At 69.7% G+C, this 14,763-nt stretch carries 13 protein-coding genes; 5 read left to right on the forward strand and 8 right to left on the reverse strand.

All coding sequences use genetic code 11. The annotated features are described in order from the left end of the window. Positions 1-4: 4 nt before the first annotated feature. The 8 genes from ACVBD7_RS13040 to ACVBD7_RS13075 form a co-directional block, all read right to left on the reverse strand. Positions 5-1,525 carry an ABC transporter substrate-binding protein gene (locus ACVBD7_RS13040; RefSeq protein WP_458093667.1) on the reverse strand — a complete coding sequence of 507 codons (1,521 nt, stop codon included), beginning with the start codon at positions 1,523-1,525 and terminating at the stop codon, positions 5-7. Beyond that, positions 1,522-2,604 (reverse strand): ABC transporter ATP-binding protein, encoded by a 1,083-nt coding sequence (locus tag ACVBD7_RS13045; protein WP_458093668.1) that lies wholly within the window; start codon positions 2,602-2,604, stop codon positions 1,522-1,524. Before ACVBD7_RS13045 ends, ACVBD7_RS13040 begins: the two co-directional genes overlap by 4 nt. Next, on the reverse strand, positions 2,601-3,701 hold the full coding sequence (locus ACVBD7_RS13050) for an ABC transporter ATP-binding protein (protein WP_458093669.1): 1,101 nt from the start codon (positions 3,699-3,701) through the stop codon (positions 2,601-2,603). The genes ACVBD7_RS13045 and ACVBD7_RS13050 overlap by 4 nt, the downstream gene beginning before the upstream one ends. Before the next feature lie 154 nt (positions 3,702-3,855). Continuing rightward, the gene (locus ACVBD7_RS13055) at positions 3,856-4,539 is read right to left on the reverse strand and encodes a GntR family transcriptional regulator (protein ID WP_458093670.1); all 684 of its coding nucleotides are present in this window, start codon (positions 4,537-4,539) and stop codon (positions 3,856-3,858) included. A 2-nt stretch (positions 4,540-4,541) separates the two neighbouring features. Next, positions 4,542-5,402: an ABC transporter permease gene (locus ACVBD7_RS13060; protein WP_458093671.1), complete on the reverse strand. Its 861-nt coding sequence runs from the start codon at positions 5,400-5,402 to the stop codon at positions 4,542-4,544. Beyond that, a complete protein-coding gene (locus ACVBD7_RS13065; protein WP_458093672.1) occupies positions 5,399-6,451 on the reverse strand; it encodes an extracellular solute-binding protein in 1,053 nt (350 codons plus the stop codon). Before ACVBD7_RS13065 ends, ACVBD7_RS13060 begins: the two co-directional genes overlap by 4 nt. A gap of 19 nt (positions 6,452-6,470) precedes the next feature. Beyond that, entirely contained in the window at positions 6,471-7,571 is a 1,101-nt protein-coding gene (locus tag ACVBD7_RS13070) for an ABC transporter ATP-binding protein (protein ID WP_458093673.1), read from the reverse strand. Further along, positions 7,568-8,422 (reverse strand): ABC transporter permease, encoded by an 855-nt coding sequence (locus ACVBD7_RS13075; protein ID WP_458093674.1) that lies wholly within the window; start codon positions 8,420-8,422, stop codon positions 7,568-7,570. The genes ACVBD7_RS13070 and ACVBD7_RS13075 overlap by 4 nt, the downstream gene beginning before the upstream one ends. A gap of 148 nt (positions 8,423-8,570) precedes the next feature. Between ACVBD7_RS13075 and ACVBD7_RS13080 the strand changes: the two genes are divergently transcribed. The 5 genes from ACVBD7_RS13080 (at position 8,571) to ACVBD7_RS13100 (ending at position 14,747) form a co-directional block, all read left to right on the forward strand. Continuing rightward, a complete protein-coding gene (locus ACVBD7_RS13080; RefSeq protein WP_458093675.1) occupies positions 8,571-9,581 on the forward strand; it encodes a 4-hydroxyproline epimerase in 1,011 nt (336 codons plus the stop codon). 11 nt (positions 9,582-9,592) lie between these two features. Further along, positions 9,593-10,840 carry an NAD(P)/FAD-dependent oxidoreductase gene (locus ACVBD7_RS13085; RefSeq protein ID WP_458093676.1) on the forward strand — a complete coding sequence of 416 codons (1,248 nt, stop codon included), beginning with the start codon at positions 9,593-9,595 and terminating at the stop codon, positions 10,838-10,840. Positions 10,841-10,842: 2 nt separating this feature from the next. Beyond that, complete coding sequence (locus ACVBD7_RS13090; RefSeq protein ID WP_458093677.1) at positions 10,843-12,681, forward strand: gamma-glutamyltransferase family protein; 1,839 nt, start codon at positions 10,843-10,845, stop codon at positions 12,679-12,681. Positions 12,682-12,695: 14 nt separating this feature from the next. Further along, positions 12,696-13,928 carry an amidohydrolase family protein gene (locus ACVBD7_RS13095; protein ID WP_458093678.1) on the forward strand — a complete coding sequence of 411 codons (1,233 nt, stop codon included), beginning with the start codon at positions 12,696-12,698 and terminating at the stop codon, positions 13,926-13,928. Between the two features lie 150 nt (positions 13,929-14,078). Next, complete coding sequence (locus ACVBD7_RS13100) at positions 14,079-14,747, forward strand: hypothetical protein (RefSeq protein WP_458093679.1); 669 nt, start codon at positions 14,079-14,081, stop codon at positions 14,745-14,747. Positions 14,748-14,763 lie beyond the last annotated feature (16 nt).

Genomic DNA, 14,763 nt, shown 5'->3' on the forward strand with positions numbered 1-14,763 from the left:
GGCGCTAGCGGAGCCGCATGTTCTGCAGGCGGATCAGCCCGTCCGGGAGCAGGGTGAAGCCCTGCAGCCGCGTGGTGTGCGCCACGATGGTCTTGGGATGCCACAGGTAGGCGCGTGCATGGTCCTGCGTGAGCGCGATGCGGAAAGCCTGGGCGTAGAGGGCGGTACGCTTGGCGGGGTCCGCCTCCGTCCGCGCCCCGTCGAGCAGAACGTCCACCTCGGGGTTGGAATACTTGCCGTCGTTCTGCGCGCCACGGCTGTGCATGAAGGTCCAGCTGTTGCCGTCCGGGTCGGGCCGGCCGGACCAGCCGTTGAGATAGGCCTGGAAATCGCCGCGTACGCCGGCCTGAAGGGCAGAGGCGAATTCGGTGGCGACGATCCGCAGTTCAAACCCGGCCTCGGCGAGCATGGACTGCATCACCTCGGCGGCCTGGCGCTGCTCCGGACTGTTGGCGACCATCAGGTCAACGGGAACCGGTGTGCGCACGCCCGCCTCGCGAAGCAGGGCCCTGGCACGGTCAAGATTGCGCGGAGCCACGCGCAGGTCGCGCACATGCATGGGCGAGGCCGGCGGGATGGGCTGGGAGGCGGGGGTGTGCAGGCCTTCGTACACGACTTGGATCAGCGCCTCGCGGTCGATCGCCAGGTCGAAGGCCTCGCGCACGCGGCGGTCCTGGCCGATGGGCGACTGAGCGCGTGCGCCGTTGCCGATGTTGAAGATGACGTTCCAGTAGCCGAGCCCGTCCACGGTCGCGAGGCTCAACCGCCGGTCGCGCCGGATGGAGGGCACGTCGCTCGGGCTGGTCACCTCGGCCACTTCCAAGGTGCCGGACTGTAGGTTGGCCAGTCGTGCCGTGCTGTCCGTGATGGGCTGGAACGTCACGCGGTTGAAGTGGATGTTCGCCGCGTTCCAGTAGGCGGGGTACCGTTCCAGCACGATCCGGTCCTGCGCCACGCGCTCGACGAAGCGGAAGGGGCCGGCGCAGACCGGCCGGGCGCCGAAGTCGCGCCCCGCGGCCTCGGCCGCCTTGGGGCTGACGATCATGCCCGCGCGGTCTGTGAGCTGGCTGAGGAAGGGCGAGGAGGGCTGCTTCAGGCGCAGGCGCACCGTGGTGGGGTCCATCACCTCCACGCTCTCGAGATCAGTGATCTCGCCGCGGCGAAAGCTGCCCTGCATGGTCAGGTGCCGCATCAGAGAGTAGCGCACCGCCTCGGCATCCATGCGCTCCCCGTCATGGAAGGTGACGCCCTCGCGCAGGGTAATGATGAGGGTCTTCGGGTCCTCCCAGCGATGGCCGGTGGCAAGCTGCGGGACGATCTCCAGCTTGTCGTTGATGTCAAACAGCTTGTCGCAGAGGCTGGCGAAGACGATGCGGCCGACGAAGCTGCGCGCCAGCGTCGGATCCATGATGTCCGGGTCCTCGCGCAGCCCGATGCGGATGTTCGGCAGCGTCTGCGCCACCGCCGGCACGCCGGCGAGGATGGCCGCCGCCAGGGCGAGCGGCGCGAGGGGGCGGGCTGTCATGCGTCGGTTCCGATCTCTTGGGGGCTGGCGGGCTTGGAGGCAAAGAAGGCCTGCAGCCGCGCCAGGCGCTCGCCGCCATCAGCCGCGTGGGCCGCGGGAGGCATGGGCGGCAGCGTGTCCTGGAAATGGCAGGCGGCGCGATGCGCGGGCGTCGTGGACGTCGCGCCCGCGACGAGCGGCGGGTCCACCTCCCGGCAGATCGGCTGCACATGGGGGCAGCGCGTGTGGAAGCGGCAGGCGGCAGGCGGTGAGATGGGGCTCGGCAGGTCGCCCTGCAGAGGCGGCCCCTTTGGCCCGGCGCCGGGCACGGAGGCGAGCAGCGCGCGGGTGTAGGGGTGGCGCGGCATTGCGAAGACGCGGGCCGCGGGTCCCTCCTCCACGATCCGCCCCAGATACATCACCACCACCCGGTCCGCGACGTGGCGCACCACCGCGAGGTCGTGGCTGATCAGCACGAAGGCCAGGCGGAACTCGCAGATCAGGTCCTGCAGCAGGTTGATGACCTGCGCCTGGACGGAGACATCGAGCGCGCTGACCGGCTCGTCTCCCACGATCAGCCGCGGGCCGCTGGCCAACGCCCGCGCGATGGCGATGCGCTGGCGCTGGCCGCCGGAGAACTCATGCGGCCAACGATCAAAATGCTCCGGCCGCAGTCCCACGCGCGCCAGCAGCGACTGGACCCGCGCGCGCTCCTCCGCGCGCGGCACGATGCCGTGCAGGCGCAGCGGCTCCGCCACGGCCTGCCCCACCGTCATGCGCGGATCGAGGCTGGCATAGGGGTCCTGGAAAATCATCTGCATATACCGGCGCTGTGCGCGCAACGCGGCCGGCTTCATGGCGCGCAGGTCGATTCCGGCGAAGCGGACGCTGCCGGCATCCGGCTCGTCGAGCCGAAGCGCCAGCCGGCCGAGGGTGGACTTGCCGCAGCCGCTCTCGCCGACCACCGCCAGCACCTCGCCCTCGGCGACGGAGAAGGAGACTCCATCCACCGCGCGCACGGCGCCCCGTCGACGGCCGAGGGCGTCGCGCACGGGGAAGTGGCGGGTGACGTTTTCGAGTTCCAGAAGGGGCGTGCTCACGCAGCCTCCAGGATCTGCTCGAGCGGGGCGCGGTGGCAGGCGGCGCGGTGCCCGGGGCCGACATCGAGGAGCGGTGGCGTGGTGTCGCAGATTGTGATGCGGAAGGGGCACCGCGTCTTAAAGCGGCAGCCCTCGGGCGGGTCGGCCAAGTCGGGCACCGTGCCCTCCACCGTCGCCAGCCGCGAACCCGGCGCACCGTCCAGCCGCGGCGCGGCGCCGAGCAGGCCGACGGTGTAAGGGTGCTGCGGCATGGCCAGCACCTGCGCGGCGGGGCCGGTCTCGGCCACGCGGCCGGCATACATCACCACCACCTCGTCCGCATGGTCCGCCACCACGCCGAGATCATGGGTGATCAGCAGCACCGCCGTACCCGTGCCGCCGCGCATCTCGTCTAGCAGGGCCAGGATCTGCGCCTGCACGGTCACGTCCAGCGCCGTGGTCGGCTCGTCCGCGATCAGAACGCGCGGGCGGCAGGCGAGCGCCATGGCGATCATCACGCGCTGCCGCATGCCGCCGGATAGCTGGTGCGGGTACTGCCGCGCCCGCCGCGCCGCCTCGGGGATGCGCACCGCCTCCAGCATCGCCACGGCGGCCTGATGCGCTCGGGCACGATCGAGGCCCTGGTGCAGCCGAAGTGCCTCCGCCACCTGCTCGCCCGCGGTGAAGGCCGGGTTGAGGCTCGTCATGGGCTCCTGGAAGATCATCGCAAGGTCAGCGCCGCGCAGCTTGCGGCGCTCCTCCGGAGGCAGTTCGGCGATCTCGCGCCCCTCCAACCGGATCGTGCCCTCCAGCGTCGCGCTCGGTGGCAGCAGCCCCATGACGGCGAGTGATGCCACGGATTTCCCGCAACCGCTCTCTCCCACCAGCGCCACCGTGCGGCCGGCAGGCAGAGAAAAGGAGATGCCGTCCAGCACGCGAAGCGGCCCGCGCTCGGTGGCGAAGGTCACGGCGAGGTCGCGTACCTCCAGTGTCAGCCCGCTCATCCCTGCAAGACCTGCATGCCCGATCCCGCCATGCCCTTCGTTCCCGCCCCACCGCGCACCATCATGGCACCAGCGGACATCCTGCAACCGGTCCATTCCGTCCGCCAGCGGCATGACGCTCCCGAGTTGCAGGTTCGTCGCGAACCGCTGGCCGCTTCGGATAGTCCGGGCGGCGCCTTGGCCCTCCAAAATTCGAGCCCTACACAGGGTCTCATCGCAATCGCTGTGCCAGCGTTTCAGCCTTGGGGCCAGACACCCGGTGGCACCCTCACCCTGCCGCTTCGGGTGCCTCTCCCTGCGACGATCCATCGATCAACCGCAGCAGGTCTTGCCGCACCTCCAGCACGTGCTGGCGAGTGAAGTCGGCGGCCTCCTCCGCCGCACCCCGGCGGCAGATGTCGAGAAGCGCAGCGTGCTCGATCTTTGCGCGATCCGTGCCGCCGGCCAGGGCGAGTTGCAGCCGGGTATAGCGGTCCGTATTCGCAAGCAAGGTACGAACGATCGAGAGCGACTGGGCGCGTCCGGCCGGGCGGTAGAGCGCTAGGTGGTACTCCGTGTTCAGCTCGCCCCAGGCGTTCAGATCATCCCGGTCGATCGCCGCGGAATAGGCTTCCAGGATGCGCGCCGCCTCCGCGAAATCCGCTGCGGTGAGCCGCGGCACGGCGCGGCGGATCAGGTCCGGCTCCAGCAGCGCGCGAAGGTCGAAGAGTTCGGCGATCTCCTCGGGCGAAAGGGTGCTCACCACCGCGCCGCGATGCGCGTGGATGGTCACCAGTCCCTCGGCGGCCAGCTGGCGGAAGGCCTCGCGCAGGGGGATGCGGCTGATGCCGAACTCCTCGGCCAGCGCGTCCTGGCGCAGGGCCTCGCCGGCGCGGAAGCCGCCCGAGAGGATGCGCCGGCGCAGCTCCTCGGTCGCGGATTCCACCACCGTCCGGCGCTGCAGCTTCGCCATCCTCAGGCGGCCTTGTAACGCCGCTGCACGAAGGCGGAGGAGACCGCCGTGAGCGTCAGCGTCGTGACCATGAGGATGAAGGCGATCGCGGCCGCGAAGGGCCAGTTGTTGTTCACGGCGTATTCGCGGAACAGCATCGGCGCCATCATCTGGAACCGCGCCCCGCCCAGCAGCAGCGGCGTGGCATAGGCGTTCATCGCCAGGATGAAGACCAGCACGCCGCCCGTCGCCAGTCCGGGCAGCGCGAGCGGCAGGACGACGTGCAGGAACCGGCGGGACGGATCGGCGCCCAGGCTGTCCGCTGCCTCTTCAATGCGGGAGTCGATTCCCTCGATCACGCTCTGCAGGGTCAGGATCATGTAGGGCAGATTGATGGAGAGGATCCCGAGCACGACCGCGAAGGGCGTGTAGAGCAACGGGAAGCTGGAACCGGGCGAGGCTGCCGCAACGGCACTGTCCACCAACCCGCCGCGCCCAAGCACGCCCATCCAGCCCAGGGCGCGCACGGTGCTGCCGATGAACAGCGGCAGGATCACCAGCAGCACCCCTGCCGACTTCCACCGGCTCTGCGACCGCGCGAGGCGATAGGCGATGGGAAAGCCGAACAGGAGACAGAGCACGGTCGTGACCAGCGCAATCCAGAGCGTCGTCCACAGCACGCCCGTGTAGAAGGGGTCGTACAGGAAGCGCAGATAATTCTCCAGCGTCACCGCCTCGACCATGAAGTTCGTGCGGTCGTAGCGGTTGAGGCTGTAGCGCGCGAGGAGCACCAGGGGCGCGATCAGCGCCCCCAGCACCACCATCGTCGCCGGCCCGATCAGAAGGCCGGCGGTCAGCCCCTGTTTCCGGCTCGGAGGACTCATCGCCCGTCCAGTAGACGGCGCCACCAGTCGTTCAGGTCGTCGCGCACGCCGGCGAGCTTGGCGTAGTCCGGTGCCACCAGCTTCGGGCGCGGATCCGGCAAGGCCAAGCGCTGCGCCACCTCGCCTTCCAGCGTCGCCTGGGTGCTGGTGGGCAGGTAACCCATGCTGTCCGCGAAGCCGCGCTGCGCCGTAGGCTCCAGCATGGCGTTTAGGTAGGCGAAGGCGGCCGCCTTGTTGGGCGCGTTCTTCGGTACGCTCATCGAGGAGACGTAGACGACGCTGCCCTCGCTCGGGAAGGCGCTGCGCACGGGAACGCCGGCCTTCTGCCAGAAGATCGTGCGCGCCTGCCAGACCGGCCCGACATCGATCTCGCCCGAGCGCAGCGCGGGGGCGAAGGCGTCGGTCACGGTGTAGGTCTTGTTGCCGTCGCGGACGAGCTTCTCGAGATCTGGCTTGGCGGCGTTGACGTTCATGGCGTCGCCCGTCTTCGCCAGGGCGGCGGCCATGACGATGTAGATAAAGCTGTTGTCGAGCAGCCCGACCTTGCCCTTGTACCGGTCTGCCAGCAGGTCGGCGAAGGTGGCAGGCGGTGCCTGCACGCGCTCGGTGTTGTAGATGAAGATCTGCGGGCTGAAGATGTGCGGCAGGGCGTAGCCCGTGCGCAGCTCCGGGAGGAGGTGCCGCATGTTGGGAACCTTGCTCTCGTCCAACGGCTCCAGCAGCCCGGCCTCGTTCAGGTCGTAGGAGGCGGGGGCCTGGGCGCAGATGATGTCCACATTGCCGCGCGGCAGACGACGCTGGGCGATCAGCTTGGCGATGCGGGCGGGCTCGGTGCCCACGTCTTGCGTCACCTCGACGCCCTTCGGCGCCATCAGCGGCCGATCGATGTTGCTGCCCAGCAGGCCGGCATAGTCGCCGCCCCAGGTGCTGACCACGATCCGCCCTGAGGGCTGTGCCTGGGCCAGATGGGGCATGAAGGGCAGCGCCGCCGCGCCGGCCGCGAGGCCGAGCAGCTGCCGCCGAGAGGCACCGAGATCCCGTGCACGCATGATGGGCTCCTTCAGGGGTTCAGGCCGGTACCGCCGTGCGCGCCGCGAGAGGCGCACCGGCGGAATCAAACAGTCTTTCGCTGGCCGCGTCCCAGGCGATCCCTGCCCGGTCGCCCGGCGCCATGCGCCGCGCGGCGCCGCCATCGGTGGGGTCGTGCAGGATCACACGCGTGCCGTCCGGCAGCGCCAGCAGCACCTCAATATGTGCGCCGACATAGGTTGCGTCCTCCACCACGCCCTGAACGCGTGCGCCGGCATCTTCCGGCCCGCAGAGCCGCATGCGCTCGGGGCGAATGGCCAGGGTGCAGTCGCCGGAGGCCGCGTAGTCGCCGGCGAGGCGGATTGCGCCGCCGGTTGGAAGCACCAGCCGCGCGCCATCGGCCAGCGTGCCGGGCACGAGATTGCTGTGGCCGATAAAGCGCGCGACGAAGGGGTTGGCGGGGCGCTCGTACAGCTCCTCCTGCGTGCCCACCTGCTGCACGGCGCCCTCGTTCATGACCACAAGGCGGTCGGCCATCATCATGGCCTCGTCCTGGTCATGGGTGACCATCAGCGCGGTCAGTCCCGCCGCGCGCTGCAGCCCGCGGATTTCGCGCGCCACCTGCTGGCGCAGGTTGGCATCGAGGTTCGAGAGTGGCTCGTCCAGCAGCAGCACCTTTGGCCGGATGGCCAGGGCGCGAGCCAGCGCCACGCGCTGCTGCTGTCCGCCCGAGAGCTGGCGCGGATAGCGGTCCGCCATGGCGGTGAGCTTCACCATCTCCAGCGTCTCGGCCAATCGCGTCTCCACCTCAGGACGCGGCAGCTTGCGCATCCGCAAGCCGAAGGTGACGTTCTGCGCCACCGTCATATGCGGGAACAGCGCGTAGCTCTGGAACACCATTCCCATCTCGCGCCGGTACGGCGGAAGGCCGGCATAGTCCCGGCCCTGCAACAGGATGCGGCCCTCGCTGGCCTCCACGAAGCCCGCGACCATGCGCAGCGTGGTGGTCTTGCCGCAACCCGAGGGGCCAAGCAGCACCAGCATCTCCCCCTGCCGGACGGAGAGGGTCACGTCCTGCACCGCCACCGCGGTGCCGAAGCGCTTCGTCAATCCTTCGATGCGGAGATAGGGTTCGCTCATGAGACGATGCGGCTCAGCTTCACATAGCGGTCCAGCAACAACAGCAGCCCGGCGATGACGAGGGTCTGCACCATCACCACCGCGGCCACCAACGGGTCCACCCGGTATTCCAGGTATTGCAGCACCGAGATCGGCAGGGTGGTCTGCCCGGGTGCGATGAGGAACAGCGTCATCTCGATATTCTCGAAGGAGACGATGAAGGCGAAGAGGCCCGCGGCCAGGATGCCTTGGCGCATCATCGGCAGCGTCACCCGCCACAGCACCGTCCAAGGCCGGGCGCCGAGATTGGCGGCGGCCTCCTCGATCGAGCGGTCGAGCCCGATCAGGTTGGCCACGCACAACCGGATCACCCAGGGCACGGTAATGAGCAGATGCGCGACGACGAGCACGATATCGGAGCCGATCAGCGGCGCCTCGGTCGCGATCTCGGTCTCCACCACCAGCACATAAACCGAGAGGCCGATCACCACGCCCGGCACCGTGAGCGGCGAGAGCAGCAGCACGTTCAGCAGCCCGCGGCCTACAAAACGGTAGCGTACCAGGGCGAGGCTTGCCGGGATGCCGAGCGCCAGACTGCCGAGCGTCGCCATCGCGGCGATGCGCAGGCTGGTGCCGAGCGCCTCGCCGAAGCGTGGGAATTCGAGGATGCGCGTGTACCAGGAGAGGGCGTAGCCGGAGGGCGGGAACACCACCACCGCGTCGCGGAACAGGCTGATATAAGCGGTCATCACCAGCGGCACAGCCATGGCAAGCACGCCGAGGGTGATCAGCGCGCGCACGAGCAGCCGGGCGAAGACGCCCGTGCCTGCCCGTCCCTCGGCCGCCGCAATCCCCGTCAATTGTCTCTCCACGACAGCATCCTGCGCGGCGCTGCCCGTGCGGCGCCTTGCCCATGACGACCATGCAAGGGCCAAGCCAGCCAGACTGTCAATTGGATAAAATGTCCCGTAGGCTTGCCGGGCCGCAGCACAGGGGAGTGGACCGATGCAGGGGATTGAGATGCCGGTTCCGCCGGGCAACCACACCTTTTCCTGCATCGATGGCCATACCTGCGGCAATCCCGTCCGCCTCGTCACCGGCGGCGGCCCGATCCTGCGCGGCGCCACGATGAGCGAGCGACGGATGGATTTCCTCAATCACCACGACTGGGTCCGCCGCTCCCTCATGTTCGAGCCGCGCGGGCATTCCGTGATGTCCGGGTCCATCCTGTACCCGCCGACGCGGGAGGATTGCGACATCGCCATCCTCTTCATTGAGACATCGGGCTGCCTGCCCATGTGCGGCCACGGCACGATCGGCACGGTGACGATGGCGATCGAGAACGGCCTGGCCCGCCCGGCGAAGGAGGGCGAGCTGAACCTCGATGCGCCGGCCGGCCGCATCGCCGCCACCTATGAGCGCCGCGGCGAGCATGTGGACAGCGTGCGCATCCGCAACGTCGCCTCCTTCCTCGCCCTGCCCGAAGTGGAGGTGCAGATGCCCGGCATGGGCCGGCTGCGCGTGGACATCGCCTATGGCGGCAATTTCTACGCGATCGTGGAGCCGCAGCCGGGCTTCGCGGGGCTGGAGGAGTTCTCCGCCGACGACGTGCTCCGCCACAGCCCCGAGCTGCGCCGGCGCCTGAACGAGATCGTCGATGTCGTGCACCCCGAGGACAGCACCATCCGTGGCGTCAGCCATGTGATGTGGACCGGCGGCGCGCGTGATCCCCGCGCTCATGCCCGCAACGCCGTGTTCTACGGCGACAAGGCTGTGGACCGCTCCCCTTGCGGCACGGGTACCTCCGCCCGCATGGCGCAGCTCGAGGCGCGCGGAAAGCTCTCCATCGGTGACGAGTTCATCCATGAGAGCATCATCGGCACGCTGTTCGACGGCCGGGTGGAAGGACGCGCGACGGTGGGCAACCACGCCGCCATCATCCCCAGCATCGCCGGCTGGGCGCGGACCCACGGTATCAACACCATCTTCGTGAACGAGCGCGACCCGTTGCGCGCCGGCTTCCTGGTGTGACGGAGCGGCGGGTGACGGAGCGGCCGGTCGCCATCATCGGCGCGGGCGTGATCGGCACGGCCTGCGCGCGCGCGATCCAGCGCATGGGAAAACCGGTCCTGCTGATTGATCCCGCGCCGCCCGGCTCGCTCTGCTCCGCCGGCAATGCCGGGCATATCGCCATCGAGCAGGTGCAGCCGCTTGCCCGGGCGGAGATGCTGGCCGCGGTGCCGCGGATGCTGGCGAACCCCTCCGGCCCGCTCGCCCTGCGCTGGCGCGGAATGCCGGCGATGCTGCCCTGGTTCCTTCGCCTCGCAGCCGCCGCGCGCCCGACCCGGCTGCAGGCCGGCACCCTCGCGCTCTCTTCCGTGCTGCGGACAGCGGTGCAGGACTGGCGCGACCTGCTGGACACCGCAGCATTGGCGGAGCTGCTTCGGCACCAAGGCGCCCTGGCCCTTACCGAAAGCCCGGCCGGGCTCAAGGCCGCGCAGGCCGAGGCGGCGGTCATGGCGGCGCATGGCGTCCGGCTTGTCGCCCTCTCCCTTCCCGAAATTGGGGAACGCCTGCCGAACCTCACCGCGCCCGTCACAGGAGGGCACTTCTTCCCCGAGGCGGCGCACGCCATCGAGCCGCAGCGGCTGGTCCGCGACCTGGCGGCCCGAGTGGCGGCAGAGGGCGGCCAACTGCTTGCCCAACCGCTGACCGGCCTTCACCGAGACGGCGCTCGGATCGACGCGATTGAGACGCCGGCCGGGCGGCAGGCGGTGCAGGCCGTGGTGTTGGCGGCCGGGCTGGCAAGCGCGCGGCTGGCGCCGATCTTCGGCCTGCACCTGCCGCTGACAGCCGAGCGCGGCTACCACGCCATGCTGCCGCTGGGCGCCGTCCCCCTTCCCTGCCCCGTCTCCTTCTCCGAACGCGGCTTCATCGCGACCCCGATGGAGCACGGCACGCGCCTCGCCGGCACGGTGGAGCTCGGCGCTGCGACGCGCGCGCCGGACTGGTCCCGCGCGGAGATCCTGGTCCGCCACGCCCGCGCGCTGTTCGGCACCTCCGCCGAGCCGACATCTCGCTGGCATGGCGACCGCCCTAGCCTGCCCGATTACCTGCCCGCCATCGGCCGCGCCCCCGGTATGGCGAACGCCTTTGTCGCCACCGGCCACCAGCATCTCGGCCTCACGCTGGCGGCCGGCACGGCCCGTCTGGTCGCGGCGCTGGTCGCCGGCGCGCCGCCGGGCCTGCACCTCGCCCCCTTCAACCCCGCCCGTTTCGGAACCCGCTGACCATGCCCGGCTTCACCACCCGCCCCGAGCTGCGCGGCACCTTCGGCGCCGTCGCCTCCACCCACTGGCTAGCCTCTGCCGCCGGAATGGGCGTGCTGGAGCGCGGCGGCAACGCCTTCGACGCTGCGGTGGCCTCTGGTTTCGTGCTGCAGGTGGTGGAGCCGCATCTGAACGGGCCGGGCGGTGACGCGCCCATTCTGGCCTGCCCGGCCGGCGCGGCGGAGCCGATCGTGATCTGCGGCCAGGGCCCCTCCCCCGCCGCCGCGACGATGGACCGGCTGCGCGGGCTGGGGCTGGACCTCGTGCCCGGTTCCGGCCTGCTGCCGGCCTGCGTGCCCGGCGCCTTCGGGGCCTGGATGACGCTGCTGCGGGACCATGGCACGGCAACGCTGCGTGAGGTGCTGTCGCTTGCCATTTTCTACGCGCGGGAGGGTCATCCACTGGTGCCCCGCATCCCCGCCGCCGTCGCCTCCGTGAAGGAGCTGTTCGAGACGCATTGGCCGAGTTCGGCCGAGATCTACCTGCCGAACGGCGCGGTACCGGAGACCGGGCGCCTTTTCCGCAACCCGGCGCTGGCCGCCACCCTCGAAGCGCTGCTGGCCGATGCCGAATCCACCGGCAACCGCGAGGCGCAGATCAACCGCGCGCTGGATTACTGGTATCGCGGCCCGGTCGCCGAAGCCGTGGACCGCTACTATCGCACCACCGAGGTGTGGGACGTGTCTGGCCGGCACAACCGGGGCCTGCTGACGGGCCAGGATATGGCGGATTGGAAGGTGCCCGTCGAACGCCCGGTCCACGCCGATCACGGCCGCTACCGCGTGTTCAAATGCGGCGGCTGGAGCCAGGGGCCGTCCTTCCTGCAGGCGATCAACATCCTTTCCGGCTACGATCTGGCGGCGATGGACCCGCTGGGGCCGGAGTTCGTGCATGTGGTGTCCGAGGCCATCAAGCTCGCCTTCGCCGACCGTGACTGCTGGTATGGCGACAGCGCGCCGGTGCCGCTGGATACGCTTCTCTCGATGGACTATGCGGCCCAGCGGCGCGCGCTGATCGGCGAGACGGCATCGCACGAGTTCCGCCCGGGCCGCCCGGATGGGCGCGAGCCGGTCCTGCCCCCGCTCATGCCCGCCGGCACGCGCAAGGAGCCGCGCGTCGGCACCGGCGAACCCACCGTGGCGCGGGAGGATGCGCGCGCGCCGAACGACCTTGCGGGCGAGGCCGTCACCACCGCCGCCGGCACGCATCGCGGTGACACCTGCCATGTCGATGTCGTCGATCGCTGGGGCAACATGGTGGCCGCCACGCCCTCGGGTGGCTGGTTCCAGTCGAGCCCCGTGGTGCCCGGTCTCGGCTTCTCCATCACCGTGCGCGGGCAGATGTTCTGGCTGAAGGAGGGGCTCGCCTCCTCCATGGCGCCGGGCGTGCGGCCGCGCACGACGCTGACGCCGAGCTTCGCCTATCGGGACGGCAAGCCCTATCTCGCCTTCGGCACACCGGGCGGGGACCAGCAGGAGCAATGGTCCCTGCTGCTGTTCCTGCACCACGCCCATCACGGCATGAACCTGCAGGAAGCGATCGACGCGCCTGCCTTCCACACGGACCATGCGCCCTCCTCCTTCTGGCCGCGCGAGACCGCCCACGGCACGCTCACGCTCGAAAGCCGCTTCCCCGCTGCCACGGTCGAGGAGCTACGCCGCCGCGGCCATCAGGTGACGGTGGGCGAGGACTGGTCCGAGGGCCGCCTTTCCGCCTGCGCGCGGGAAGCGGATGGGGACGGGTATCAGGTCAAGGCAGCCGCCAATCCGCGCGGCATGCAGGGCTACGCGGTCGCGCGCTGAGACGGAGACGGACGATGACAGGCTACATCTTTACCAATGGCGGGTTCCTGGAACCGGGCGCAACCGCGCTGCGCGGCGGCATGGAGGTGCTGGTCGAGGGAGACCGCATTCGCGAGGTGTCCGACCGGCCGATCACCTCGGCCTCGGCCACCCGCATCGACCTGCGCGGCAAGACCATCATGCCCGGGCTGGTGGACGCGCATGTGCATGTCATCGCCTCGATGGTGAACTTGGCCGAGAACGCGGCGCAGCCCTCCTCGCTTGCCATGATGCGCGCCGCGCGCGTGATGAACGGCATGCTGATGCGCGGCTTCACCACCGTTCGCGACCTCGGCGGGGCCGAGCCCGGGATTGCCGTCGCGGTGGATGAGTTCCTGATCGACGGCCCGCGCGTCATCCCCTGCGGCAAGGCGCTGGGCCAGACCGGCGGGCACTCGGATTTCCGCGCCCGCTCGGACGACCGCGAGGGCGTGTTCGCCAACCGCGTCGGCTCGCTCGGCCGCATCTGCGACGGGGTGGATGCCGTGCGGAAGGCGGCGCGGGAGGAGATCAAATCCGGCGCGCGCTTCGTGAAGATCATGGCAAACGGCGGCGTCGCCTCGCCCAACGATCCCATCCACGCCCTCGGCTTCTCGCGGGACGAGATCCGCGCGGCGGTGGAGGAGGCTGAGAATGCCGGCACCTATGTCGCCGCCCATCTCTACACGGACAAGGCGATCCGCCGTGCGGTGGAGTGCGGCGTCCACTCCCTCGAGCACTGCAACCTCATTCAGCCCGAGACCGCGGAGTTGGCCGCGCGCGCCGGCGCCATCGCCTGCCCCACCCTCTCCGCCTATGAGGGGCTGGCGCTGGAGGGCGAGGCGCTCGGCCTCGGCCCGGAATCGGTGGCCAAGATCGAAACGGTGCGCACCGCCGGGCTGGAATCGCTCGACATCATGCGCCGCGCCGGCCTTCCCATGGCCTATGGCTCGGATCTGCTGGGCGGGCTGCACAAGTACCAGTCGATGGAGTTCGAAATTCGCGCCCGCGTGCTGCCGGTGCATGAGGTGATCCATTCAGCCCTCACCCTGGCCGCCCGGCTCTGCATGATGGAGGGAAGCATCGGCGTCCTCGCACCCGGCGCGAAGGCGGACCTGCTGGTGCTGGATGGCGATCCGCTGAAGGACCTCGGCGTCCTGCAGAACCAGGGCGCGGCGATGCGCGCGATCATGCGGGACGGGCGGTTCTACAAGAACGAACTGAACTGATCCTCAGCCCCTCCGCAGCACCAACCGGCGCTGCGGAACGAGAGGCATCTCGGCGCCGCATGGCGACTTTCGACCATGCAGCCGTTGCTTGACACGCGGAGGGGCCTCGAACCCAATCGCTTGTCAAATCGCCTCTTGGAGGAGACGAGGATGTCCGGAAGTCGCTCCCTCAAGGGCACGGCAACCTTCTTCTTTTTCCTGCAGAAGGGCACTGGGCACTGCGCCGTCCGCATGGAGGGCGTCTACAGCAGCTGGCGGCCGGCGCCCGGTGCGCGCACTGGGAAATCCGGCCTTTCGGAACAGGCCTTCGCGATTAGCCCGAGCGGGGACGGAGAGGCGGTGCGACGGCCCATCCGCTCCATGTATCCGAGGCATGAGCAGAGCGTGGAGAGCGACAGGCTCACCTATGGCGACCCGGTCGAGATTACGGCCGAAGGGCTGGATACGGGAGAAATGCGCCAGTATGCGCAGGCGGAGTATCTCTCGGGTGGGCTGCACGGCCCGTACAAGTCCGGGACGGAATACATCCTCGCCAGCTTCCGAAGCCACGAGAACTCTCACCTCATCTACAGGAGGCAGAACTGCGTCACGAGCACTCTCCGGCTGCTTCTCATCGGAGCCCAGGGGCTCGGCTACCCGGCACCCCTCGTCGCCCTTCATCCCTGGCTGAGCACCGGCCGGAACTCGATGAACACGAACAGGATCATCACCGTCCGTGACCTCCTGGATTTCACCCGGAGCTGCTGCGACACCGGCCTCGGCCACTGGACCGGGAGCTTTCCCCCTCCGGGACCGGGCGGCGGTGGCATCGCGACCTGACCTGGCCAGCCCCTGA

The sequence above is a fragment of the Roseomonas sp. WA12 genome (genome assembly GCF_054165765.1).